The following is a 24,049-nucleotide window of genomic DNA, read 5'->3' on the forward strand; positions in this document are numbered from 1 at the left end:
TGAGGCTATGACGGATTAATCGGCGCAGCTAACAATTAGTCAATGCTTATGCCGCCGACCGGGGTAGTTTCCGAAAAGATATCGGAGAACCATTTAATGGTTTCCTTCAAACCGATCCTTAAATCAAAATCGACGGAGTATCCCAACCCGCTTATGGCCGCCTGGATATCGGCTCCGCTGTGAAGAATATCTCCGGGGCGGGGATCGACGTATTTGGGATTGATATCGATATTTAAAACACCGGAGATTAATTTCAAAAGGTTATTTAGTGTAATACGTTGGCCGCTGGCGATATTGAAACATTGGCCCGGAGCATTGGGGGCGGTACAGGCTTTCAGGTTGGCGTTGACGACATTCTCGATATAAACAAAATCACGGGACTGTTCACCATCGCCGAATATCACCGGCGGTTTGCCGTGTAAAATCGCTTTGATGAAAATAGGAATAGCCGCCGAATATTGGCTGGCCGGATCCTGACGCGGTCCGAAAACGTTGAAATAACGCAGCGAAACCGTCTCCAGTCCATAGAGCTGATAATAAATTTTGCAATATTCCTCGCCGGTTAATTTATTGACGGCATACGGAGACAAGGGATCGGGTTTCATCGTTTCAATTTTGGGAAGCTCTTCCGAATCGCCGTAGATAGCCGATGAACAGGCAAAGATAACTCTTTTGACATTGGCCTGCCGGGCCGATTCCAGGATATTTAAAGTCCCGCCAATATTGACGGCGTTGGCGGTCAAAGGATTTTGAACGGAACGGGCGACCGAGGGCAGGGCGGCGTGGTGCAAAACGTAATCGATATCATTCATCGCCTCTTCGACCGTCCAGAAATCCCGAATATCACCTTCGATAACTTTGATTTTATCGAGCAACGGTTCAATGTTGTCGAGGTTGCCTGACGAAAAATTGTCCAGTACGCGGACGGAATCGCCTCGTTTGACAAGTTCAAAAGCGAGATTGCTGCCGATGAATCCGGCTCCGCCGGTGATTAAATAGTTCATATCCTACCCTGTAATAAGCGTCCTGTTATCGTTTGTTTAGTTTATCGGTTACGGCGATTAAAGGTTTTAACGTTTTTTCCGGTGAAACGTTTGCTATTTTTGAAGAATAGCTTGATTGCCTTGGTATAATCATCCGGCCGCCCAATATCAAGCCACTCGCCCTTATGATGGTAAACGGCGGGATTAATTTTCAATTTTAGCAGTTTATTGACCAGTTGCGGGAAATCAAATTTTTGATTGGTTGGGATATATTTGAGTATTTCTCTCTTAAAGGCATAGATCCCCATAGAAACAAGATACTCGACATTCGGTTTTTCCCGGTAAGCTGTGATTTTATCGCCGGCGGTTTCGATGACCCCGAAATCAATCGGCAATTTTCTTTGGTATGACGCGACGGTCGCGATGGCCTTATTATTTTTGTGATAGTCGATAAATCTTTTGAAATCGATATCAGTCAATATATCGCCGTTCAAAACCAGAAAATCTTTGCCGAGATTTTTGATAAGTTTTAGCGGTCCGGCTGTACCGAGAGGTTTTTTTTCTTCCGAATACCTGATGCGCAGATCGAAATCACCCGCGGCGGTAACCATTTTGATAAGCTTGGATGCTTCGTGACCGACGGTCAAAATAGCCTCGTCGATTCCGGCCTGGGATAATTGCGAAAGCACAATTTCCAGAATCGGGTAGCTGCCGATCGGCATCAATGGTTTGGGAAAGACGTAGGTGAAAGGTTCCAGGCGTGAGCCTTTGCCGCCTGCGAGAATGACCGCTTTCATTAGAGTTGATAATCCTCTTTTTTAGTTTTGTCGATACGGGCATTGAAATACTCAATGGTTTTTTCGAGCCCTTTTGATATATCGATTATTTTCGCGAGCCCAAAAGTTTCTACTGCCCGTTTTCTGTCGCCAAGAAGCCGGTCAATGTCGGATTTTTTGGGTCTGACGCGGCGTTTATCGGTTTTAATAATCAGTTTATTCCCCAGTAAATTTCCAACTTGTTTGACAATTTCTTCAATCGAATAATCCTTGCCAGAGCAAATATTGAATTGTTCACCGTTGCTTTTGGAAGAGAGGGCTATTTTTATTAGAGCCGCCGCGGTATCGCCGACAAAATTAAGATCCCGGCGAGTATGTATATTTCCCAGGGATATGGTTTTTCCGCGCAGAGCCTGAATGATGATAGTCGGGATAACGGCTCGGGCCGATTGCCGGGGGCCATAAGTATTAAACGGCCGGGCGATGACGACCGGGAGATTGTATGAGCGATGAAAGGATTCGGCCAATTTATCGGAGGCGATTTTGGAGGCGGCATAAGGGGATTGAGCAACCTGGGGATGATTTTCATCAATCGGCAGATACTGGGCCGATCCATAAACTTCTGACGTCGAAAGCTGAACTATTCTTTTGATATTCTTTTCCCTGGCAGCGTTGAGGATGTTTATGGTTCCGACGGTATTGACATTGAGAAAATCACCGGGAGAAATATAAGAATAAGGTATGGCAATCTGGGCGGCGAGGTGGATAATGATGTCATTTTTGCCAACCGCCCGCTTTACGTCTTCATAACTGCGAATATCGCCCGGGACAATATTAAGGCGTCGTTTCTCGGGTATATTGATTTCGTCGAGAAATCCGGCCTGTCCGGTTGATGTATAGCGAACAAAGGCGGTTACTTTGGCACCCGCGTTGAGAAGAAGTTCAGTGACATGAGACCCGATAAATCCGCCCGCGCCGGTAACCAGAATTTTTTTGTCCCTGGTATTTTGCATACAAACATCCCTGTTTGTTATTTTATCGGCCAAAAGCCAATATGCCTAATTGTTTTTAAGAAAAGGGTCTTATCCAAAAATGACAATAAAAAAAGCCCGATTAAAATCGAGCTTTTCAATTTTGAATGTTTTCCTGCTTATGCCATTGCTTCTTCCGGCATTTCATTCATCATAGCAGTAGTATCTCCGACCAATTTGCCAAGATCGAGAAGGATGAGCAGGCGGTCATCGAGACGCGCCACGCCGGTGATATAGTTGGCTCCGGAATCAATTGTTACATTCGGCGGCGGCTCGACAATTGAACCCGGTATGCGCAAGACTTCATTGACCGAGTCAACGACGAGTCCAATAACCTCACCGTTAATATCAACGACAACGATACGGGTGTCCTTATCCTCCTCCTTCTCCTCCAGATTGAATTTCCGGCGAGTATTGATAATCGGAATCACTTTGCCGCGGAGATTTATTACCCCGTCAACATAGTGCGGCGCCTGAGGAACCTTGGTTATATCAGGCATACGGTTGATTTCCTGGACCTTGAGAATATCGATACCATATTCTTCAGATCCAATTTTAAAACTGACGAGTTGCAACAGTTCTTCGGTCGCAACATTGTTAATCTTGGTTTCTGTCATAATCCTCTCCAAACCCTCTATTTTATTGTCCTTATTTGGCCCTTCGATATATAATTAATCGGTAGATTTTTACTTTCCATGAATCGAATGTACAATATTTGCACATGGGTTTTTTTATCCAGTATATTCATCATTATAAGATTTTCAACCGGGGAAAATCCCCGGGCAGGATGCATAACTTCCCATAAGACAGGGTATTATAAAGACCTCTGATAGTCAGAGACTTGAACCATCTAATTAGAGTCAACCTCTTGATTTTTCAAAGTTATGGGCTATCTTGGCAATTCAATTATTCGTATGGTTTTTTTTTAAGAAAGGATGGCTTTCGGAGATGAAATTTACAAAATGTATTCTAATCGGGGCGCTTATTTTCTCATTTGCTTTAACATCTTTGGCGGTATCGGAAAATATAATTCCTTACACGAATGAAATATCTTATTTCAGGAATTTTGACGATAACGGCAAAAATCGCGGGACGACGCTGCAGATTATTTCGATAAATGAATTTAATCTCGGGACGAATTTCATATTTGAATTTACCGGTGATTTTAACTGGGAACTCGATTTTACAAATGACAGGGACTATTATATTGAGCTTTCCATTGTTAAGCCGGTTTATAAATCAATCTCATTGAACTATCAGCGAATATATGGAACATTCTATAAACCTCCGGTCAATCAGGTCGGGGTTAGATTGTCTTTGTTCGGCGGGTCTTAATTTGGAAAACAGAAAAAAACTCGCCCGAGGCGGGGTTTTGGCAAAATCACTTTATATCAATTATTGAATTCAATCTCTCGGGCGAAGGCGATATACTTGTCAATATCCTCTTCAAGAATAGGTCCCTGATGAGGGCAGATCCGTTCCGGGGATAATCTTTCAATTTTATTAAGAGCCTGATGAAACGCTTTTTTTGAACAGATTCCCTGAGTGGGCGCGGGTGTTATTCCTTCCCGGCTTTCAGAACCGGCATAAAGATTCCATTCGTCACCGGGGATATAAAACAGGTTGCCGGAAAATATTGTGCCACTTTCAGCGTCATGCAGAAATCCTGAACCGGCGCATTCCAGGTTCGGCGTTTCATAGTAGGTCAGGTTTCTTCCCGATTTCAAGATGATGCTGTCTCCGCCATCAAGGCCGATAACGGGATGCCTGCATCCGTAATGACGAATGGAATCTACCGTTCGGGAAGGCGCGTAGATTCGAACGTTGGAATCGCATATCCCCTCGAATAAAGGAGTCGCGGCGCACCGGCTCGGATCATTATGGAGCAACACGATATGCTGAATTAATTCGGGGTTTATCACCGAAGTAACTTTACTTTTGATTATCCTGTGACTTTGTTCCGCGCGCGAGCCGGGATTAATCAGCACTCCCTCCCGACCGTCCATTAATAGATAAGGATTATGCGAGCGGTTGGTTGCCTTATCAAAATGGCCAACCCACCAGATATTGGGCGCGACGGTGTGGGCTTTTTGATCGTCGAATTTTTTCCGCTCGACTAACGCTATTGAAACCTTTTCCTGATTCATTCTATCTCCTGCTGTTAGCTATAAAGATTATCGGACAAAAGCGGGTTTTTTTTATAATCATGGAGGGATTAAAACAAATTCATCGAGGGAAAATTTATGATGGAGGGACTCTATGCACGATTAATCGAAATTGAGAATTATTGGTTATTCCTGATCGGTGGAATCGTAAATTTCCGACTGTTGCCTTTCATAGTACAGTTCCAGGTCATCGGGCAAATCAGACCATAGGTGGATGATTACCGATTCCGGCTCATCGTTTCTGACGATATTGACATGAGCTCCGTCGGGAAGCTTGTTTAAAATCAAGGTGAATAGCGCTTTGATATTACGGGGCGCGGTTCCGTCGATATTTCTGATTAAATCATCGGTTCTCAGACCGGATACAAACGCCAGCTTAAAGCTATCAATTTCGACGACTCTGAAAAACCCGGAACGGTCCCGGGCAACCGAAAAGCCCAATTGCCCGCCGGGAGGAGCCTGAAGCTGATGGTCGCCCCATCCGGATTCCCGGGGCCGGGTAACGGGCGGACGGGTCAGGGCGACAAGGCGGGAACCGTAAGGTTCATTGGCTATATAACTGGCTAAGGTTGAATCCTCTGAAAGATGCCAGTTATCCCAGAAATAATTGAAAAACACTTCCTGCCCCGGTTCTCGTTTTTTCCAATGAGCCGATTTGAAAACAGCCATCAAAGTATCGACGTTGGTAAAATCGGAAAGAGTTCTCAGGGCCAAAAGATTGGCCATATTGTCAAATCTTCGAGGCGTTTTACGCAATAACGGATGGCCGGCAATATAATAATTGCCGCTTCCCGGCAAAGACGCCTGGTCTAACAGTCTTTTAGCCAGTTGCCGGAACAGAGTCAAGTAATGAGACAAGCCCCGGGGCAGAGCGATTATACGATCGCCGTCTTTTTTACCAGCTAACGGTATCGTCATTGGGTTATGGTTAGCGTAATCGGGATAATATTTGACGAGATATATTTTGAACTCCGGCTCAACCCAGTTGATTCCGGCATAATAAGAAAGATAATATAGAACAATATCGCCCTGTTCCTCCCAGAATACTTTTAATGATTCGGCTACGGGAGTAATCGTTGAGCAAGCCCGAACGGCGTGCCTGCGGCTGTCATAATCATCGGGGAAAAGAGAAATCATGTAATCAAAATTATCGATGACCATTTCCACGTCGGGGAGGTCGGTTGTCTGCGCCAATACCGATAGAGTTGACGGCGCAAGACAGACGGCCAATATTAATAAAATAATCTTAACGAAGGAATTATCCCGCATGGTTAATTATCCATTCTCAGGTGGTGGCGTCGTTTCCGGCGGTGGGGGTGGCGGAGGCGGATTATCGTCCGTGGAAGGTGGTGGCGGAGTCGATGAAGTCTGTGGCGGAGCAGGCGCGTTTACCTGAATAGCCGCGACCGCCTGGGATAATCCTTTGAGTTGATAATACCATTCGGTAGTCATAAGATGCGTGGCCGACCCGGTAAAGCCGCTTATTACGAGGAGTATTATAAGCACCGTCGGGACGCCTATCAGGACTGCCAAAAGCCAGTTGACAAATCCGACGGCAATAAATGGAAGAACCATGAAAATTACAATAATCATGGCGGTTATGCCGATAGCGATGGATATTCCCAGATAGATGAGGGCGTAGAGAATCGATGGTCCCAGATGGGATTTCCAGAGGGCGAAGCTGTCGCCGATTGAGTCGAAGACCTGTTTGTTTTCGATGACAATCATCCGTTCGGTGAGGGCCGCCGTGACTCCGATTATAAAAATACCGACGATGAGCAGGGGGATTAATATAGCGAGAGATAAAAGTCCCAATCCGACATGAATTATAAACGTGCCGACCCCAATCATTATAAGTATAAATACAAAAGCGCCTCCGATTATCAGAGCCAGAAGCGATAAGCCGAAGAGAGGGAAGAATTTTTTAAGTCCGGTTGAGAGGGCGTTCGAAAACCGGTATTCCATATTACTTTTGATATCACGGGCGGCTCCGATTAATCCTCCGATTGATATCGTTCCCAATACCCAGAAAACGAGTACGAGAAGAAGAACAATTCCGGCGAGAGCCAGAATAAAGAGAGGATTATCAAAATCGAAATTCCTTAAATCAAAATCGCCGAAACGGTCCCAGCGTCCCCAATTGCCGATATCACCGCGTTCAAATTTGTCGGACAAATTGAAATATCCGCTGCCGCCTCCGGAAACAAACAAACCGAAGATCCAGAGAGATTTGTATTTCCAGGCCTGCTTGAATCCGGTCGCTATTATTTTTCCGTAATCCATAATATGTAACTACCTGTTTAAGGTTTAGCTGTCAATAAAAATCATAAACGCGCATGAGCCCCGCTGAGATTAATATAGCATATAGTAATCAGGTTTTTCAAGCCTTCTTTATGCTATAAGATATACTCATTGGGACGGGCAATATTCAATATAATTTGGAGAATGAATTTTAGGTTTGTCCGCTAATTTTTCCAAAACAAAAATACCTTTTGGCTGGAACCCGTCGGGCTCCAGCCCTACGAATGACGCATAATCGGAATCCGACCTGCCATACAGCGGATTTTTCAGCGGCTCCAGAAACTCAATAACCATTATTCATTATCATTTGTAGTTACGCAGTCATTGACGAAGAATTCAAATGGCGATTTTCCTTCTCCGAGTAACTTATCATAATTCTGAAGTGCCTTTATAAATTCTTTTCTTTTTTCTCCGGTGATCATATTAAGCATTTGCGTTTCCCAATAAGTTGCGGGGGAATTATCTTTGATATGCGCGACAAGGTTAAGGATAAACATACCAGCCGGAGATTTAGCCAACGCTGATTTATTTTCTTCAGTTAAGAAATCATCTAAAGCCAGCCCAATAAAATGCACGAGACCGTAAATTGAATTGTGCTTGTCATGCTCTTCAGGAGACATATAGATAAATTCATTATTGCCACGTGATAAAAAATCAATAATTTTCTCATCGGGAGTACCTATTACAATATCTCCATGAAGACCAAAATGTTTACACTTGAGGCGGGAAAGTTCTTTTTCAGCCGCGACCCGCGCCGAACAAACATCAATTGCGATAGTATCCGGTCGAACGTATTTATTGATTTTTGTAATTACATTGCCAAGGGCGTTAATCGGCACAGAAAGCAATAGATAGTCAGCGGAACTAATGGCAGTTTCAAAATTGTCGATTAGCCTGGCGCCGGTTTGTTCAACTTCTTCTCTAATATTACATGTAGATATAACACCAACTTCAAAAGCATTACTAAACAACTTCGCGTAATGCTTCCCCATCTTTCCGAATCCAATAATGATTAACTTACTCTTCATGTTCAATCCTTTATTGCTAGCCTTTCAGCGACCTCAAAAACTCAAGATCATTCACTTCTGGGCGGGTGTGCCAGCGGTTGTGCATCCAGATCCATTGGTCAGGGTGGCGGCGGATAATTTTCTCGATCTCTTTTGTCATGCGGCCGGTAATTTTATAAATATTTTCCCGGGTCCGTTCGCGCGATTCGATTGTTAATTCTTCGCCGATGACGATTTTGTATTTGCCTCTCGGGAACGACAAACAGAATATCGGCAAAAAGGCGGCTCCCGATACAAGGCCCAGTTGAGTCGGGCCGATGGGAGTTTTGGCCAGACGTCCAAAAAACGGAGTCAGCTCCCCGCCGACGCGAAACGAATCGGTGTCAATAAGAAAGCCGATGGCGTAATTGTCTTTGAGAAACCTTAAAATATCGCGAGGCGAGTCGTCAGTGCGGATATTTACGATATCCATGGCCGTGCGGTTGGCGATCAACATCTCATCGAGACGTTTATCGTATAATTCCCTCCCGATGACAGCCGCTTTATAACCTGACTGCGCCACCCAGGCGGCAAGAAGCTCGAAATTGCCGATATGCCCGGTAAATGCGACGATGCCTTTTCCTTTCTGATATGCTTTCTTGAGATTCTCTTCCCCGACGATTTCGATATTGGGCCGCATCTGGGTTTGATAATACCGGCGCATGCGCATATCTTCAAGAGCGGCCCGCCCGAACGTCTGAAAACATAACCGGGCGATTTCTTTTTTTCGGTGATAGCTTAAGCTATTCCCGTATGCTCGATCCAGATTGAGAAGTGTTTTATGCCGTTCTTTTTTGATGAGACAATACGCGATCATCCCCAGCAGTTCGCCGAGGAAAAGAGTTATAAATCGCGGGAGAAAATTTATCAGCCAAAAAAGAATACGGGCGCTGAAAAAAACAATATTGTTTTTGAGTTTATTCGCCACGGGAAATCACCGAAACCTCACACCAGTTTCGATTGCAGGATATCATGCAGATGTATTATTCCAACCGGCCGGTTATCGTCATCGACCGCAACCAGGGCCGTGATTTTGTATTTTTCGCACATCGCCAGGACCGTATCGAGAAGGGCGTCAGCCGAAATCGTTTTGGGATTTTCGGACATCATTTGTGAAATCGCCATTTCCATAAAGCCATTGCCTTTTTCCGATATGCGACGCAGATCGCCGTCGGTGAAGATACCCGCCAGCTTACCGTCGTCATCGACAATCACGGCTGTGCCGAGCATCCCCTGCGACATCGCAATGAGCGTTTCCTGCACGGTTGCCGATTTTTTGACCATTGGGATTTTGTCGCCGGTATGCATCAAATCGGAAACCCGGAGCAGAAGCCTCCGTCCCAGCGATCCCCCGGGATGAAGCTGCGCAAAATCATCCTGAGTGAATCCTCGCTGTTCGAGAAGTACGACCGCCAAGGCATCCCCCATGACTCCCGCCGCGGTGGCCGATGAGGTCGGAACAAGATTGTTGGAACAGGCTTCGTTGGGTACCGAGCAATCGATAACAATATCGGCCCTCTGAGCCAGAGGCGAATCGGTCTCGCCGGTCAGGACGATAATTTTAATACCCAGCCTTTTGAAGGCCGGGATAATATGATGCAACTCTTCCGTACCGCCCGATTTGGATATGGCGATAACGATATCCTGTTTGGTAACGATCCCCAAGTCGCCGTGGATGGCCTCGGCCGGATGGAGAAATATAGCCGGAGTACCGGTCGATGAAAACGTCGCCGCGATTTTCTTACCGATTATTCCCGATTTGCCCATGCCGGTCACGATCACCCGTCCGGATGTTTCGAGAATGGCTTTGACTGCCCGTTCGAAATTTTCATCCAACCGCTCAACTAGGCCGGCGATGGCTTGAGATTCCTTGGTAATAACATCTTTGGCGGTTTTGAGAATCATTTCGTAAAATAATCAACCGGTTTTTTACCGATCGCCTTGAAATACAGTTCGATAATTTCCCTCACGGCTCCCTGCCCGCCGTTGTTTTTGGTAATGTAGTCGGCGACGGCAATAAGGTTGTCATGAGCCGACGCTACCGCAATTCCAATTCCGGCGGCCTGGGCCAGGGTCACGTCCATAATATCGTTACCGATAAATACTGTTTGTTTGAGATCAAAACCAAGCTTTTTCTTTTTCAAATATTCTCCGACGATGCGAGCTTTGTCACCATGAGCCTGAATGACGTGTTTGATTTTTAAATCTTTCATGCGCGAAGTCGTAGCCGGAGAGGGGCGGTTGGACATAATCATTATCTCGAGTCCCGAGCGCATCGCCAGAACCATCGACAGCCCATCGCCGATATGGAATTTCTTGAGTTCAAAGCCGTCGGGACCCATATAAATATGATCGTCGGTCAAAACGCCGTCAACGTCGAGAATGAGGGCCTTGACCTTCTTGAAACGCTCCATCAATTGCCGTTTGGCCAGGTATTTCTTTTTGGTCGGCATCTATTTTCCAATAATCTCCAGAATCTGTTTCAATAATCGGGGCATCTGGTCGAGGGGCAATTGCGTGGCCGCGTCCGATTTGGCCCGCGACGGTTCGGGGTGAGTTTCGACAAACAGACCATCGATTCCAACTGCGGCGGCGGCCCGGGCAAGGGTGACAATAAACTGCTTGTCGCCTCCCGAATAAGTTCCCATCCCGCCGGGACGCTGCACCGAGTGAGTGGCGTCATAAACGACCGGATACCCGAAACTTCTCATAATTTCAATCGACCGAAAATCGACGACGAGGTTGTTGTAACCGAAAGTCGTTCCACGTTCGGTCAGCATGATTTTTTTACCGTTTTCCCCAACTCCCTTTTCGGCGGCTTCTTTCATATTTTCCGGCGAGAGAAACTGCCCCTTTTTTATATTGACCCATTTGCCGGTCGCGGCCGCCGCCCGGATAAGTTCAGTCTGACGGCACAAAAAGGCCGGAATCTGAAGGACATCGATGTTTTTGGCCAGTTCAATCTCGTTCGTTTCATGAATATCGGTCAAAACAGGGAGGTCGAACTTCGTCCGGACTTTTTCGAGAATGGCTATCGCTTCGTCGTCACCGATTGAGGCAAACGACTTACCCGATGTGCGGTTGGCTTTGCGGTATGATGATTTATATATTAACGGAAGCTTGAGCTTTTCGCATAGATTTTTGAGATATTCGGCCGTCTCGAATGTCGTCTTTTCGTCTTCGACGACACAATTCCCGGCAATGAGAAAAAAAATTTCCCCGATTCCAATTTTATTAATCATTTCATCCATAGATGGGAAATATATAAGTATTGTCTCCGATGGGCAAGCGGGAAAGCCCCTTATTCAAATGGTGGAATTTCGATATTGCTTGAAGATAGTGCTTTCTTTTGCAGACTAAAATTATCTAATTCATTCTTAAAATCCTCATATAGAATAACTCTATCTTCTAAATATTCGCACCCAGAATTGTTGACCGTGTCGGCAAAGCTCTTGTCCGAAGTGACGATATAATCACATAGATCTAGATAAACCGTTTGCACGATATCGCAATAATCACTTTCTCTTGGCCTTTTTCGCCTATCCGGTCTCAGATACTTCTTGAATAGATTGGCGCAGGAATACTTAAAATAAGTAAGACCCCGCAATTTGGTTTCAATTTGATCTATAGAATAATTATCTTTCAAAGACTCTAAACCAAAGTGCTTAATCCCCTCAAGTAAAAAGGTTTTTCTCATACAATTCATAAATATTCGTGATTTGATAATTGAATGTTGTTCTTTCTTTGCCAAATGATCAATATTCTTAAGTCGATTCTCGATGTAATTTATTGAAAAGCGGTGGTTCTCCTTTAATTTGAAAGCTATTTCATTTTGTAAAGCCTCAAATTGTTTTTTGAAGTTCGCATAATTTGTGCAAATACTTAGTCTCCTAAATATTTGTAGCCAATTTTTCCCTTTTTCCTGTGTTTCATTAATTGATGATAAGTGTGCTGTATTTCTCAAATGTATTGCCGTATCAGGAAATATATGCTTATTGCATAATTCAGATGCTCGCCTGACATTAATTTGCATTTTCTCAAAAGCTTTAACGGAATTTATTCCTTTTATTGTTTCAAAAAAGACAACAGGTATAAAATGTAAGCATAATATTTTTTCATCATGAAGTTTTCTGATTTTACCCAATATAATTTGATATTCACTATCATTCTTAGTCATTGAAGATAGAGCATTTGTATCAATTGAAATAATAATCATAGATTAATGTAAAATAGATCGGATGACATTTGTCAATCACATTTTTATACATCCGGTGGCCCAATCGACCGGTTGCCCGCCCGAACCGGTCTTTGCCTGGTTCGGGTGGGTTCCCGCTGGGAGCGTCAGCAATTATCTTGTCTGTTTGCCATTAAATCTGAAATTCTCCTCAAAGATGAAAGTAATTAACAGATTTTATCAAAAGAGGATTTATGCCAAAAAACTCCGATCATCTACGCGACAACCGAGAACAGGCCTTCGCCTGTCATTCCCGAGAGTGAAGCCCCTTGAAGGGCGAAACGAGTCGGGAATCCAGAGAAAGTTCAAACCATCTGGATACCCGCCTGCGCGGGTATGACAATAAAAACACTAAGGTAGAATAAAATAAATGATTAACTTCTCGGCAAAAGTTCAGATAAATTACGCGACAGCCGAAAACAGGCCTTCGCCTGTCGTAATCACCACCGATTTGATATGACCCAAAACGTTAATCTGAGGAAACAAACCCATTTTTCGGTTCGTCTATGTTTTCTCCTTCAACATGAACCGCAGGCCGAGGATGATTAAAACAGTGCTGGAGATGGTTACAAGGGTAATCGGTTCGTCGAAGAATACCAAAGCCAGAAACGAGACAAAAATCGGAACCAAACTATAGACAAACGACGAGGTGCGGGTAGGGCCGATTTGCTCGATGCTGAGATTATATAAAAGGTACCCAATAGCCGAGGCGACAATACCCATATACAAAATCGAATAGATTGCTGTCGCCGATAATGTCAATACCTGTTGATAGGCGTTTTCGAATAAAGAAAGAGGCAAAAGAATAATCACACCCCACATCGCCGAATAAAAAGTTATCGCGAATCCGGAGTATCTTTGAATCAATTTTTTGGTGATGAGAGCATAAACTGTCCAACTTAGAACAGCGCAAAACATCAATAGATCGCCTCTATTGAAATCCATCCCGGTCAGGATTGAAAGATGTCCTTTTGTTATAAGCAACATCACGCCCGCAAGCGAAATCAATATGCCGATGTAATTGGATAAACGCAGTCTCTCTTTGAGAAATACGGCGGCGGCGATGCCGATAACTACCGGACCGAAGGCGTTAATGATGGCGGTGTTGGCAATTGCCGTATAACGCAGGGCAATATAGAAAAAGAAATGATACCCGATGACGCCGGTCAGCCCCAGAATGGCCATCAGGATATGGTCTCGTGCGGATACTTTTAGAGATGTGGTTTTATATTTGAAAATGAAGAGAGAGAGAAACAAAAAGGCAATTATGTATCGAATCAATGTGATTGTCAGGGGCGGCAATTCGTAAATGGCATATTTACCGGCGATAAAACTTCCCGCAAAGGTCAGCGAGGTAAAAATCGGCAAAGATATTTTTCGGTAATCGGCCATCCCGCGAAGATATATCGAATGACGGCGAAATACAATGGCAAGCTTTTTGGCATCCAATAAAAAAACCGGAAAATAGTTTTCCGGTTTTTGAGATTGCTATATTAAAATCACATCACAGATCATCTGGTTTCAATTCCTCTAATATTGACGCCTCAACCCAGTATATACCCCCGATGCCATTCACTCGACCATTATAGAAGAGATATTTTTCATCAGGAGAGATTAGAGGACATAGGCCTTCCAGACCGGTGGAAATCGGTTGGCTCCATTGATCTTCATCGGTCTTGAAACTAATGTATATATAGATCTGATTGTTATCATCGTCGTTATCGTGCCCGCCGGAGGCAAACAATAAAAAGCTTTCATCGGAAGCGATATAGGGGCATGTTTCGGTGGAAGGGGTATTTATTATGGAACCAACATTTGTGGGAGTTTGAAATTCACCGTTGACAAATTCTGATTTGTATATATCAGTCAGGCCGTGACTATCGTCCCGCTCGCCCTGGATATAAATAGTCCCTGAATTCGAAAAAGTAAATTGCCAGTGAATGTTAAGATTGTTCAATTCTCCCGGAGCAAGGTACGGTTCGCCCCATCCGGATTCATTCTTATCAACAATCCAGACATTTTTCTTGGTGCGCTGTCCATCCGGCGTCAGAGGCCGACGAGATAAAAAGTATAACCTGGATCCGTCTTGAGAAAAGACAGGGACATCGTCGTTGGTTTCGAGTCCTTGTGTAAACTCCGGAAATTCGGGAATCGTCCACTGGCCGTTCTCTATTCTGGAATATACAATTGCGCCTTCGGCATAACCTGAATCAACCGGAAAAAAATAAGAACTCCAGTAGGCTTTCGTTCCGTCGGGGGAAAAGGCCACGGCGCTATGCCCGTGACGATTAGTAGAAACAATATCTGGCGCGAATAATTCTGGTTTAATTCCCGGTGGGGTTTGACCAAAATACGGATCGGTTAATTTCGGAAATTTCTGAGGATTTTGATCGGCTCCTCTTAAAATCAATAGACTCTTTACTCCTTCGCGGTTTTTGCTATCTGCCAGGTTATACGGTGAAAGACCGCTTAAGGTACGGGCATTCATATCGGCGCCATTTTCAATTAATAGTTGGGCGCCCTGAGTACGGCCTTTCCAGGCGGCATAATGCAGAGGAGTCCAGCCATAAATATCGGAATCTGTAATATCAAATCCCTGCTCAAGGAATGTATTTATAATATTGACCGATCCGCCCTGAGCGGCAGAATGCAACAAGGACCCTCCTATTCTACTTTTGATATGTAAATCAACATCACTTTTGGCTAATTGTGTGAATAATCTGTCCAGACCTTTCTCGATAGAATAATTGAGCAATTCTTGGCTGTTATTACCGGATGTTTCAACTATGGCGCCATTATCTAAAAGCAAATTAACAATTCCGCTGAATCCCCGCCATGCCGCCAACACCAGGGGTGTATCATCGCCCCTGTCGCGAGCATTTACATTGGCTCCGTACCTTATGAGTAGCGCAGCCATATCGGCGTTACCCGTTTCGCGAGCTACCCACAATAATGGAGTGCGGCCGTAATCCTCGGGTATTTCGGTATCGGCTCCCAATTTCAAGAGGTACTCAACAATTTCCAGGTAATTGGAACCGGCCGCAAAACTCAAAGCAGTTCTACCGCTCCGTGACTTTTGATTCAAATTCGCGCCCCGAGATATGATAATTTTTAATAACTCAAGCTGTTCTCGAAGGGCAGAATAGTGTAAGGGGCTAACATTGTCATTATTTGATATATTGATATCAGCCCCAGCCCCTATTAAATATTGGGCTGTTTCCTGATGGCGAAACATCAACGCGAATAATAATGGAGTATTGCCATTATCGTCCTGAGCGTTTATATCCGCGCCCCGAGAAGACAGAAGTTCTATTACATCCGTATGACCGGCCACGGCCGCATTGTGAATCGGCTGGCTATTTTCGTTGTCACCGATGGCGACATCGGCCCCCAGATCGAGTAGAAGTTTTACGATTTCGATATGCCCCTCATAAGACGCCTGATTAAGTGGGGTCAATCCGGATTCGTTTTTCTGATTTAATCTTTCCGGGGCTTGTCTTAATATTTCTGTAACTTGATCGACATAGCCGGAATCAATAGCGGTTGTGAGGTCATTTCCGAGTGTCGGAGTCGCGGTGATTACAAATATAATGACAATAAGTACCTGTACTTTTTGCATCATACCTCCTTTTTGAAATTTATTCTTAATCCTACAATACTTGGTAGCCCTGAAATTGATATTCTTATAGACGTACCTGTCCTTAATTTGTTTAGATAATTTTTTGGTCTGAATGGTTGCCTGCCACAATCGAATTTATTAGTTTGCTGCCAAAGAGCAACTTATATGCGGGGTCAAGCTGGAACTACTCATAGATTCAGAAAACTTCTGGGGCAGATTTCGCGAAGAAATCGCATCAGCCCGGAACGCGGTTTATGTTCAGACTCTCTCTTTTGAGGGTGATTCTGTCGGGTGGCAATTAGCCAAGGCGCTCAACAGTTCCCAGGCGGCCGATAAACGAGTCATCGTCGATTATTATACCCGATATATTCTCAGCGATAAATTTCTATATTCACCAAAAAATATATTTGATGCCGAGTTACGAAAGGAAAAAAAAGAAACGGCAAGGATGATAAATGAATTGCGAGAACGAGGTACCGGAGTCAGGTTTGTAAATCCGTTCGGGCCGCTGATGATACATATCCCCGCACGCAACCACAAGAAAATAATAATTATCGATGAAGAGATCGCATACATCGGGGGGATGAATTTCAGTGAGCATAATTTCGCGTGGCATGATTTGATGCTGAGAGTTGAGAATAGAGACATTGTTGATTTTTTGAAAAATGATTTTTTAATGTCCTGGGGCAGTATGCATTATGGTGGACGGGCGCAATTTGACAATATGGAAATTTTCAGCTTTGACGGCGTTGGCAATAAAACATCATTTGAGCCGATTATGGAAATGATTGATAATGCTCATAATTCAATTTATGTTCAGAGCCCCTATTTATGTTTTCCGTTTTCCGATAAGCTGGCCGATGCCTCCCGTCGGGGTGTTGACGTAACGATTGTTTCTCCCGCTCAAAACAATAAGAAAATGCTGCGCAAGTATATCGAGTGGGAATCGGCCCGGTCGGGATTTGATTTGCGGATGTATCAAAACCGCATGACGCACATGAAGGCGATGCTGATTGATGATGAATATTTAATCGTTGGTTCATGCAACTTTGATTGTTTCAGTTATTATTTTGAGCAGGAAATTATCGCGGTTATAACCGATGTAGATGTTATTCAGGAATTTAAAGAAAAAGTCATTGAAGTTGATAATTCCAATAGCCTCCCCTATGAGGGAAAGGTAAATAACCTATCCGGCCGCATGCGCCGCTGGGAAATGCAAATATTGAACGCCATCGCGAAATTATTAAATTGAATAACCATCTGTCTGAATTTCATGTTGCCCGGCCCTTAGAATAAAAAAAAGCCTCATTTTGAATAACAACATTGGTCTTCTCAAATTGTAGAAAGTTGCGATATTCGTATAAAGATCCCCGCCAGTTTTTATAAGCGCTTATCTTGCATTAAGATAGGCGTTTTTTTGTATTGAAAATTGTTGTAAAAATCACAAAATGATCTATGTTTTGTTGTTCAGCATTGTCCGGATTAATCAAAGACGCCAATTCGGCTAATGAAACGAAAAGTAATCTAATCACAAGTGCACGCCCGATCGGGAATTACTATTCGATTAAGCACTTGCATCTTATTGACGTTTGGCAGTTTTGGTGTTATATTTATTTATATTGGCTTATATCAACAATTCTCTCGGGGATAAGAAAATGCTTGAGCGTTCAAAACTTCATCAATCGTTGTTGTTCATTCTTTCATTATTATTTCTATCATTACAATTCGGCTGTTCAGATTCCGGCCCGACTGGTCCGGTCAATCCCGGAGAAGGGCAAACGGGGTGGTTTTGGCAAAATCCCCTTCCACAAGGGAATAATCTTAATGACATCAGTTTCACCGATGCCAACAACGGCACTGCGGTTGGGTATTCTGGCACTATATTACGAACAATTGACGGCGGCGCTACCTGGACGGAACAGACAAGCGGCACGACAAAATCTTTGCATGGCGTAAGTTTCACCGATACCAACAACGGCTTTGCAGTTGGATGGGATGGCATTATATTACGGACAACCGATGGCGGCACAAACTGGACGAGCCAGACAAGCGGTACAACAAACTGGTTGCATGGCGTAAGTTTCACCGATGCCAACAATGGTACTGCGGTTGGGACTGGCGGCACTATATTGCGGACAATCGACGGCGTCGCTACCTGGACGAGCCAGACAAGCGGTACAACAAACTGGTTGCTTGGCGTAAGTTTCACCGATGCCACCAACGGTACTGTGGTTGGGTATGATGGCACGATATTACGGACAACCGACGGCGGCACAAACTGGACGAGCCAGACAAGCGGTTCAACAAATTGGTTGCTTGGCGTAAGTTTCACCGATGCCACCAACGGTACTGTGGTTGGGATTGGCGGCACTATATTGCGGACAACCGACGGGGGCGCTACCTGGACGAGCCAGTCAAGCGGCACGACTAATTATCTATATGGAGTAAGCTTCACCGATGCCAACAACTGCACTGCGGTTGGGGTGTCTGGCACAATATTACGGACAACCGACGGCGGCACAAACTGGATAAGCCAGACAAGCGGCACGACTAATTACCTATATGGAGTAAGTTTCACCGATGCCAACAACGGTACTGTGGTTGGGGCTGGCGGCACTATATTACGGACAACCGACGGGGGCGCTACCTGGACGAGCCAGACAAGCGGCACGACAAATAATTCTTTGTATGGAGTAAGTTTCACCGATGCAAATAGCGGAATTGCGGTTGGGTATTCTGGCACTATATTACGAACAATCGACGGCGGAGCTGCCTGGACGGAACAGACAAGCGGCACGACAAACATGTTGCTTGGCGTAAGTTTCACCGATGCCACCAACGGTACCGTGGTTGGGACTGGCGGCACTATATTACGGACAACCGATGGTGGAGGGAATTAGCAGTTACTGTAGTTCTCGGGGATAAAAGAGTATATTTAGGATTGACGAAATCCCGCCACAATTATAAAACCTCACAATTTAATTTGTTCACCAACAAATTCATTTGCAGTTGTAGTGAGCCATTCATATCTTAAAAAGTTGCGAAATTCGTATACTGATCCCCGCTTTAATCGGGGCTTTGGTTTAGAACTTTTTATCCAGATTATAATAATTGCCGTATTCGAAGTAGGGCAGAGGCGGCGGCGGTCCGCCTTGGAATACGCAATTGATAATATAATAGGCGTCGCCGACATTGACATATCCGTCGCAGTTGCCGTCGCCGGTCAGCATATGCGGCATGGGGTCGGGTACCTGGCTAAAAATAAGATTATTTTAATATACGATATCACCGACATTAACAGCGCCGTCGTTGTTAGCGTCGCCGCGGGTGATGGCCAGCATTGCCCGGTAAGCATCAACTCGACCATAACCATAATAATAATCCGGCGGCGTTATCGTCCCCGATTCCAATTCGGTAACGGCGGAATTTCTCAGGATATCATAGATTTCTTCAACCGTCAGGTCAGGATTGCGGGCCAGAAGCAAAGACTCAATCCCGGTCGCAATCGGAGCCGCACCGGAAGTCCCGCCATAATGGCAATTATAATCCCTGTCGTTATTCATATACATTGGACAGTTCCATTCGGCAGATGTGAACATATCGTTATATCCCCAATCATCGATGTGGTCCAGCGTCCAGATATCCCCAAGTAAATCAATATCACCGCTCGGAGCAACAACATCCAGCAAATCTCCATGCTGGCTATAATACCAAAGATTGTCATACAGATCGATTGCGCCAACGGAAAAGCAATTGGGGTGATTCGCCGGATATGCAACCCAATCGGAGCATGAGGCTTGCCAGGTATTGCATTTTATTTAGTATTCTGATTGTCAAAATCGATACACGATGGCCAGCGTGGATTCTTCTCCAGGGGATAATTCTAATGATATGTCCTTTGATTTTCTGACCGGCGCGGGGAAGTCCTGCAGGTGGGCATCAACGTAAGCGTCGATCATCGAAAAGAATATCGTGATGCCGGCGTACCAGATGTTGCTGTTGCGGCTGTCGCGGTAATCGGCATAGACGCGGAACGCTTCCGCTTTTTGTGAGGCGAGGCTGTCGGGCAGACTGCGCCAATCCTGGCGGGCATCGCCCGCCTTGATGCCAAAATCAACCATCTTGTAAATGAAGTACGATTCGATCAGGAAGATGACTCCGGATCTGAAATATTTTTTATTGGCATATTGTCCCCATCCGGGAAAGGCGACCGATTTTAGCATGGTCATCGACGGCGATCGTTTTGGTAACGGGCGAGTGTTCTCGGTCAGGTAGGCCTGGATGATGAGCGAGTCTTCCTGAAATTGATACAATTCCGGTATTAACCAAACAGTATCATTCGCTGGTTCGGGGACTGCGATAGTGGAATCAGTCGGATTTAATGAATCAGCCGGATTAACATCGGTCACACCGGCGCGGGCATGCGCAACCATGATCATAATAGCCGGGACAAGCAATACCATGAATCGAGTGAAATATTTATTTCTTACGGGGAGCATTGGTAAACACCCGTAAAACGCGATGAAGCGCCTCGATTACAATTTCTTTTCCGGAAAACTCGACTTCCTCACTGTCCATCATCCAGGTGTGTCCTTCGGCCGGACTGATACTCAAACGATGGCCGCGAATCATTTTGATTTTGTCGAGGTACTGATACTTGTCTTTTTTCAAAGCGCGAATAAAACCGGTAATTTTATCGCGGGCGCAATTCTCATCATATACCATGACGACCCGTCCGTCATCGGGGGCCGCGGCTGGAGCGAACGGCAGAGTTAACACATGTGAAAGAAGATGTATATTAAGAATGATAGGTTGCGCTTCGACAGTATGATTATCCATTTTCAGCGTCATCGTCCGGGGGACGGTTGCATCGGCGGCTTTGCCGGCCATCTGGGCCCACGTCATGGCCAGGCGCGGCAGTTTTTTGGTTCCCTGCCGGTTAATCATGTGGGGTACGAGTCCGGCCGTTAGAGAGCCCAAAAAGAAGGCGCCGTTGGCCAGCCCGGCGTCGATGCGGGTTTGATAGCCGGCGCGAATGATATTAAGAGCCTCCTCGGCATCAGTATGTCCGAAGAGGGACAAAAATATGTTATTATGCAAGCCGGTCGGGACGATTCCCAAAAGCCCCTTGGCGCGGGAAATCCGGGCGGCGGCGAAGCGAACCGACCCGTCTCCGCCAAAGACAATTATGGCAAACGGTTTATTACGAATTGCCTGCGCAATCGCCTTTTCGAATTCCTTCCAATGCTCGACCGTATCGGTATGGCATTCCCATCCCGAACGGCGCAATCGTCTCTGGAGCCTCTGGGCCAACTTGACCGGTTGGTCGGGATCAAATCCAAAATCGGCCGTATTCACAATAAGGCTGTATGCCTTTTTGCGACGGGCGGGAGATTTATAGCGTCCCGGGCGGCGCGGAGTGTATTTCTTCTTTTTCTTATCCATAGTCTTCAATAATAACGTCTAACAACCCCAAAAAAACAACTGTTTAATGTCTTCCCAATATTGTACAATTTAACAGGTTGGGAACGGTTATTATAATACGCTTTTTATACAAGGAAAACATCTTCAAGCCGATATAAAATAAAAAGCCCGTTGGAAAATTTTGATAAACGAATTTCCTTGCTCTTAATTATAGAATTAGCGTATCTGTATTATATATGACTTCTACGCCGTCGCAAAATATATCCGGCAGGATATTTATCTGGATTTCATTCACGGTTCTCGCGTTGCTGTATATACCGGTGCTGATCGGATTAATCGAAGTATGGTGGGCGGATGATAACTACTCGCACGGATTCCTAATTCCCATAATTTCGGGATACTTGCTCTGGAAAAAGAGAAAGGCTTTGGCGGAAGTTCCCGAATCAACGGGAAATAATCTGGGCTTATTGATATTGATTTCCGGCATGGTGGTTTTTGTTCTGGCGACGGCCGCCGCGGAATATTTCACTTTGCGGGCATCTTTGGTCATAACACTCTTTGGGCTGGTCTGGTACCTCTTTGGATATCAGATGATTCGCAAAACGTGGTTTGAGTTATTGTTCTTATTTTTCATGGTGCCTTTGCCTTACGTGATTTACTATTCGCTGACGTTTCCGATGCAGCTTTACGCAACAACAATCACCACCAAGATTTTAAGTTTCGTCGGGATGTCGGCGATTCAGCAGGGCAACGTCATCCATCTGCCGGGGTATTCCCTTGAGGTCGCCGAAGCCTGCAGCGGTCTGCGGTCATTGATCTCGCTTCTGGCGTTGGGGGCTCTGTACGCTCGCTTCACTCAGATAACTTTCGGACGGCAGATACTTTTATTTTTGTCAACCGTTCCCATCGCCATCGCGGCCAATATCTTTCGCCTTTTATTCACGGCGGTCGGCGCCTATACCGTATCGCACGAACTGGCCGAGGACTTTTTGCATGAATTATCGGGAATGATGGTTTTTGTGGTGGCCTTTATCATGCTCTTTATCTGGGGCGCGGTAATAAAGCCGAGGAAGGCCACAGCATGAACGGAACGGCGAAAAAGGCGATTATATCACTGGTTATCCTGATAATCTTCGGCGGTTTCGGGACCTATCTACGCGGACATGAACAGATGCCCGATAGCCAGCCCGATTTTAGTTTGATTCCCTTCAATGATTTCGGTTATACGGGCAGCGAGCATAGATTTGATGAGTTTGCTTATGAAGTGTTGAAGGCTGATACCTCGACGCTGCGCAATTATTTTGATGATGCCTTCAATAGTTACTGGCTTTTTGTGGCCTATTTTTCCAGTCAGAAATACGGCGCGCAAATTCATTCGCCCAGGCATTGCCTCCCTGGCGGGGGATTCAAAATCGAGACGATTGAACTTTATCCGATTAAACTCAATGACGGAACGACACTTCAGGTCAACCGTCTTACCATCGCTAACAATATGCGAAAAGAGCTGATGATATACTGGTTCGAGACTCGCGGCGGAGTAATTTCTGATGAATACGGATTAAAGCTTGACCTGATGCGAAACGCCATATCTCTCCAGCCGACCGACGCCGCATTTTGCCGCCTGACGATGCCTCTCTCGCTCCATGCCGATTTTGATAAAGCCACCGAACGGGCCGTAAAATTTATTCGGGATTTCTATCCCTCCATGCAGGAAGCTCTGCCCTTCGATAAGTAGCCTTTATTTATTATGTCAAATTTTTCATTCAAAGAAATTTGTCCTGAGATGTGGTGCGATTTTGAAAAGCTATTTGGGCAAAAGGGCGCCTGCGCAGGATGCTGGTGCCAACACTGGCGCATGTCGAACCGTTTTAAAGAATGGGAAAACAAGAAAGGACGCAAAAATAAAGCCGCTTCCAAAAAGTTGATTTTATCCGGTGGCATGACAGGGCTTCTGGCGTATGATGGAGATATCCCGGTCGGATGGTGCTCGTACGGTCCGCGCGAAGTTTATACTCGTATCAATATGATGAAGCCGTATCGGCGCGACGATATTGAGGGCGTCTGGTGTATCAATTGCTTTTTTATCAATAAGAATTATCGCCGCCTCGGATTGGCAAGGGAGATGCTGGCGGCGGCGGCTAAATTTATTAAGAAACGCAAGGTTAAAATTATCGAAGCCTATCCGACGCCGCTTACCAAAGACGGCAGACAACTACCGGCGGCGTTTTCATATACCGGCCCGTTGAAGATGTTTGAAGATATCGGGTTTAAGATTGTCCAGCGCACATCCCACTCCCGCCCACTGGTGCGGAAAATGATATAAAAATTTCATTTTCCCGCAGCAAGGGGCCTGTTGAAAAAGTCTTGAAATGATCTTCAGCCTAAAGAATGGGGAAACATTTCGAATCGTAAGTTCTTGATACACGTCAGGTCACAATTTTGTTTTCACAAAATCAAGACCTGCCGCAAC

General features: G+C 45.2%; 25 protein-coding genes. 6 read left to right on the forward strand and 19 right to left on the reverse strand.

Annotated features, from left to right (window positions below):
• Positions 1–35: 35 nt before the first annotated feature.
• The 4 genes from V3V99_08200 to V3V99_08215 all read right to left on the reverse strand — a co-directional run bounded on the left by V3V99_08200 (position 36) and on the right by V3V99_08215 (position 3,407).
• Entirely contained in the window at positions 36–1,004 is a 969-nt protein-coding gene (locus V3V99_08200; GenBank protein ID MEE9442636.1) for an SDR family oxidoreductase, read from the reverse strand.
• A 41-nt stretch (positions 1,005–1,045) separates the two neighbouring features.
• The gene (locus V3V99_08205; GenBank protein MEE9442637.1) at positions 1,046–1,780 is read right to left on the reverse strand and encodes a nucleotidyltransferase family protein; all 735 of its coding nucleotides are present in this window, start codon (positions 1,778–1,780) and stop codon (positions 1,046–1,048) included.
• On the reverse strand, positions 1,780–2,772 hold the full coding sequence (locus V3V99_08210; protein ID MEE9442638.1) for an SDR family NAD(P)-dependent oxidoreductase: 993 nt from the start codon (positions 2,770–2,772) through the stop codon (positions 1,780–1,782). The genes V3V99_08205 and V3V99_08210 overlap by 1 nt, the downstream gene beginning before the upstream one ends.
• 137 nt (positions 2,773–2,909) lie before the next feature.
• Positions 2,910–3,407, reverse strand: a complete 498-nt coding sequence (locus tag V3V99_08215) for a chemotaxis protein CheW (GenBank protein ID MEE9442639.1) — start codon at positions 3,405–3,407, stop codon at positions 2,910–2,912.
• 331 nt (positions 3,408–3,738) lie between these two features.
• Between V3V99_08215 and V3V99_08220 the strand changes: the two genes are divergently transcribed.
• A complete protein-coding gene (locus V3V99_08220; GenBank protein ID MEE9442640.1) occupies positions 3,739–4,125 on the forward strand; it encodes a hypothetical protein in 387 nt (128 codons plus the stop codon).
• A gap of 56 nt (positions 4,126–4,181) precedes the next feature.
• On the opposite strand, the gene V3V99_08225 is transcribed toward V3V99_08220, so the two are convergent.
• The 11 genes from V3V99_08225 to V3V99_08275 form a co-directional block, all read right to left on the reverse strand.
• Positions 4,182–4,937, reverse strand: coding sequence for a hypothetical protein (locus V3V99_08225; protein ID MEE9442641.1), 756 nt, complete (start codon positions 4,935–4,937; stop codon positions 4,182–4,184).
• Positions 4,938–5,081: 144 nt separating this feature from the next.
• On the reverse strand, positions 5,082–6,224 hold the full coding sequence (locus tag V3V99_08230) for a hypothetical protein (GenBank protein ID MEE9442642.1): 1,143 nt from the start codon (positions 6,222–6,224) through the stop codon (positions 5,082–5,084).
• A gap of 6 nt (positions 6,225–6,230) precedes the next feature.
• Positions 6,231–7,238, reverse strand: a complete 1,008-nt coding sequence (locus tag V3V99_08235; GenBank protein ID MEE9442643.1) for a hypothetical protein — start codon at positions 7,236–7,238, stop codon at positions 6,231–6,233.
• A 311-nt stretch (positions 7,239–7,549) separates the two neighbouring features.
• A complete protein-coding gene (locus V3V99_08240; GenBank protein MEE9442644.1) occupies positions 7,550–8,284 on the reverse strand; it encodes a prephenate dehydrogenase/arogenate dehydrogenase family protein in 735 nt (244 codons plus the stop codon).
• Between the two features lie 16 nt (positions 8,285–8,300).
• Entirely contained in the window at positions 8,301–9,230 is a 930-nt protein-coding gene (locus V3V99_08245; GenBank protein ID MEE9442645.1) for a lysophospholipid acyltransferase family protein, read from the reverse strand.
• Between the two features lie 17 nt (positions 9,231–9,247).
• Positions 9,248–10,207, reverse strand: a complete 960-nt coding sequence (locus V3V99_08250; protein MEE9442646.1) for a KpsF/GutQ family sugar-phosphate isomerase — start codon at positions 10,205–10,207, stop codon at positions 9,248–9,250.
• On the reverse strand, positions 10,204–10,755 hold the full coding sequence (locus V3V99_08255) for an HAD hydrolase family protein (protein ID MEE9442647.1): 552 nt from the start codon (positions 10,753–10,755) through the stop codon (positions 10,204–10,206). The genes V3V99_08250 and V3V99_08255 overlap by 4 nt, the downstream gene beginning before the upstream one ends.
• Positions 10,756–11,553 (reverse strand): 3-deoxy-8-phosphooctulonate synthase, encoded by a 798-nt coding sequence (kdsA, locus tag V3V99_08260; GenBank protein ID MEE9442648.1) that lies wholly within the window; start codon positions 11,551–11,553, stop codon positions 10,756–10,758.
• A gap of 50 nt (positions 11,554–11,603) precedes the next feature.
• A complete protein-coding gene (locus V3V99_08265) occupies positions 11,604–12,479 on the reverse strand; it encodes a hypothetical protein (GenBank protein ID MEE9442649.1) in 876 nt (291 codons plus the stop codon).
• A 561-nt stretch (positions 12,480–13,040) separates the two neighbouring features.
• Positions 13,041–13,985, reverse strand: coding sequence for a DMT family transporter (locus V3V99_08270; GenBank protein MEE9442650.1), 945 nt, complete (start codon positions 13,983–13,985; stop codon positions 13,041–13,043).
• Between the two features lie 55 nt (positions 13,986–14,040).
• Positions 14,041–16,158 (reverse strand): ankyrin repeat domain-containing protein, encoded by a 2,118-nt coding sequence (locus tag V3V99_08275; protein MEE9442651.1) that lies wholly within the window; start codon positions 16,156–16,158, stop codon positions 14,041–14,043.
• 226 nt (positions 16,159–16,384) lie between these two features.
• Here V3V99_08275 and V3V99_08280 point away from each other — a divergent pair, with 226 nt between their 5' ends.
• Together V3V99_08280 and V3V99_08285 are read left to right on the forward strand one after the other, a co-directional pair.
• Positions 16,385–17,407, forward strand: a complete 1,023-nt coding sequence (locus V3V99_08280; GenBank protein ID MEE9442652.1) for a phospholipase D-like domain-containing protein — start codon at positions 16,385–16,387, stop codon at positions 17,405–17,407.
• Between the two features lie 403 nt (positions 17,408–17,810).
• On the forward strand, positions 17,811–19,055 hold the full coding sequence (locus V3V99_08285; GenBank protein MEE9442653.1) for a YCF48-related protein: 1,245 nt from the start codon (positions 17,811–17,813) through the stop codon (positions 19,053–19,055).
• 183 nt (positions 19,056–19,238) lie between these two features.
• On the opposite strand, the gene V3V99_08290 is transcribed toward V3V99_08285, so the two are convergent.
• From V3V99_08290 to V3V99_08305, 4 genes are read right to left on the reverse strand one after another with little or no spacing between them, the layout of a single operon-like run.
• Positions 19,239–19,394 (reverse strand): hypothetical protein, encoded by a 156-nt coding sequence (locus V3V99_08290; GenBank protein MEE9442654.1) that lies wholly within the window; start codon positions 19,392–19,394, stop codon positions 19,239–19,241.
• 33 nt (positions 19,395–19,427) lie between these two features.
• The gene (locus V3V99_08295) at positions 19,428–19,973 is read right to left on the reverse strand and encodes a S8 family serine peptidase (protein ID MEE9442655.1); all 546 of its coding nucleotides are present in this window, start codon (positions 19,971–19,973) and stop codon (positions 19,428–19,430) included.
• A 15-nt stretch (positions 19,974–19,988) separates the two neighbouring features.
• Positions 19,989–20,654 carry a DUF5683 domain-containing protein gene (locus V3V99_08300; GenBank protein MEE9442656.1) on the reverse strand — a complete coding sequence of 222 codons (666 nt, stop codon included), beginning with the start codon at positions 20,652–20,654 and terminating at the stop codon, positions 19,989–19,991.
• Positions 20,635–21,600, reverse strand: coding sequence for a diacylglycerol kinase family protein (locus V3V99_08305; GenBank protein ID MEE9442657.1), 966 nt, complete (start codon positions 21,598–21,600; stop codon positions 20,635–20,637). The genes V3V99_08300 and V3V99_08305 overlap by 20 nt, the downstream gene beginning before the upstream one ends.
• A 215-nt stretch (positions 21,601–21,815) precedes the next feature.
• On the opposite strand from V3V99_08305, the gene V3V99_08310 reads away from it, so the two are divergent.
• From V3V99_08310 to V3V99_08320, 3 genes are read left to right on the forward strand one after another with little or no spacing between them, the layout of a single operon-like run.
• Positions 21,816–22,664 carry an exosortase/archaeosortase family protein gene (locus tag V3V99_08310; protein ID MEE9442658.1) on the forward strand — a complete coding sequence of 283 codons (849 nt, stop codon included), beginning with the start codon at positions 21,816–21,818 and terminating at the stop codon, positions 22,662–22,664.
• Positions 22,661–23,314 carry an exosortase C-terminal domain/associated protein EpsI gene (locus tag V3V99_08315; GenBank protein MEE9442659.1) on the forward strand — a complete coding sequence of 218 codons (654 nt, stop codon included), beginning with the start codon at positions 22,661–22,663 and terminating at the stop codon, positions 23,312–23,314. The genes V3V99_08310 and V3V99_08315 overlap by 4 nt, the downstream gene beginning before the upstream one ends.
• Positions 23,315–23,326: 12 nt before the next feature.
• Complete coding sequence (locus V3V99_08320; protein MEE9442660.1) at positions 23,327–23,902, forward strand: GNAT family N-acetyltransferase; 576 nt, start codon at positions 23,327–23,329, stop codon at positions 23,900–23,902.
• Positions 23,903–24,049 lie beyond the last annotated feature (147 nt).

Source organism: Candidatus Zixiibacteriota bacterium (assembly GCA_036480375.1).
GTDB lineage: Bacteria > Zixibacteria > MSB-5A5 > GN15 > JAAZOE01 > JAZGGI01.

Bases quoted from the DNA above. Each gene is read 5' to 3' on its own strand.
- V3V99_08310 (MEE9442658.1), top strand. From the start codon at position 21,816: ATGACTTCTACGCCGTCGCAAAATATATCCGGCAGGATATTTATCTGG.
- V3V99_08235 (MEE9442643.1), bottom strand. From the start codon at position 7,238: ATGGATTACGGAAAAATAATAGCGACCGGATTCAAGCAGGCCTGGAAA.
- V3V99_08210 (MEE9442638.1), bottom strand. From the start codon at position 2,772: ATGCAAAATACCAGGGACAAAAAAATTCTGGTTACCGGCGCGGGCGGA.
- V3V99_08290 (MEE9442654.1), bottom strand. From the start codon at position 19,394: ATGCCGCATATGCTGACCGGCGACGGCAACTGCGACGGATATGTCAAT.
- V3V99_08255 (MEE9442647.1), bottom strand. From the start codon at position 10,755: ATGCCGACCAAAAAGAAATACCTGGCCAAACGGCAATTGATGGAGCGT.
- V3V99_08200 (MEE9442636.1), bottom strand. From the start codon at position 1,004: ATGAACTATTTAATCACCGGCGGAGCCGGATTCATCGGCAGCAATCTC.
- V3V99_08215 (MEE9442639.1), bottom strand. From the start codon at position 3,407: ATGACAGAAACCAAGATTAACAATGTTGCGACCGAAGAACTGTTGCAA.
- V3V99_08320 (MEE9442660.1), top strand. From the start codon at position 23,327: ATGTCAAATTTTTCATTCAAAGAAATTTGTCCTGAGATGTGGTGCGAT.
- V3V99_08220 (MEE9442640.1), top strand. From the start codon at position 3,739: ATGAAATTTACAAAATGTATTCTAATCGGGGCGCTTATTTTCTCATTT.
- V3V99_08230 (MEE9442642.1), bottom strand. From the start codon at position 6,224: ATGCGGGATAATTCCTTCGTTAAGATTATTTTATTAATATTGGCCGTC.
- kdsA (MEE9442648.1), bottom strand. From the start codon at position 11,553: ATGGATGAAATGATTAATAAAATTGGAATCGGGGAAATTTTTTTTCTC.
- V3V99_08305 (MEE9442657.1), bottom strand. From the start codon at position 21,600: ATGGATAAGAAAAAGAAGAAATACACTCCGCGCCGCCCGGGACGCTAT.
- V3V99_08300 (MEE9442656.1), bottom strand. From the start codon at position 20,654: ATGCTCCCCGTAAGAAATAAATATTTCACTCGATTCATGGTATTGCTT.
- V3V99_08265 (MEE9442649.1), bottom strand. From the start codon at position 12,479: ATGACTAAGAATGATAGTGAATATCAAATTATATTGGGTAAAATCAGA.
- V3V99_08315 (MEE9442659.1), top strand. From the start codon at position 22,661: ATGAACGGAACGGCGAAAAAGGCGATTATATCACTGGTTATCCTGATA.
- V3V99_08250 (MEE9442646.1), bottom strand. From the start codon at position 10,207: ATGATTCTCAAAACCGCCAAAGATGTTATTACCAAGGAATCTCAAGCC.
- V3V99_08205 (MEE9442637.1), bottom strand. From the start codon at position 1,780: ATGAAAGCGGTCATTCTCGCAGGCGGCAAAGGCTCACGCCTGGAACCT.
- V3V99_08275 (MEE9442651.1), bottom strand. From the start codon at position 16,158: ATGATGCAAAAAGTACAGGTACTTATTGTCATTATATTTGTAATCACC.
- V3V99_08225 (MEE9442641.1), bottom strand. From the start codon at position 4,937: ATGAATCAGGAAAAGGTTTCAATAGCGTTAGTCGAGCGGAAAAAATTC.
- V3V99_08285 (MEE9442653.1), top strand. From the start codon at position 17,811: ATGCTTGAGCGTTCAAAACTTCATCAATCGTTGTTGTTCATTCTTTCA.
- V3V99_08240 (MEE9442644.1), bottom strand. From the start codon at position 8,284: ATGAAGAGTAAGTTAATCATTATTGGATTCGGAAAGATGGGGAAGCAT.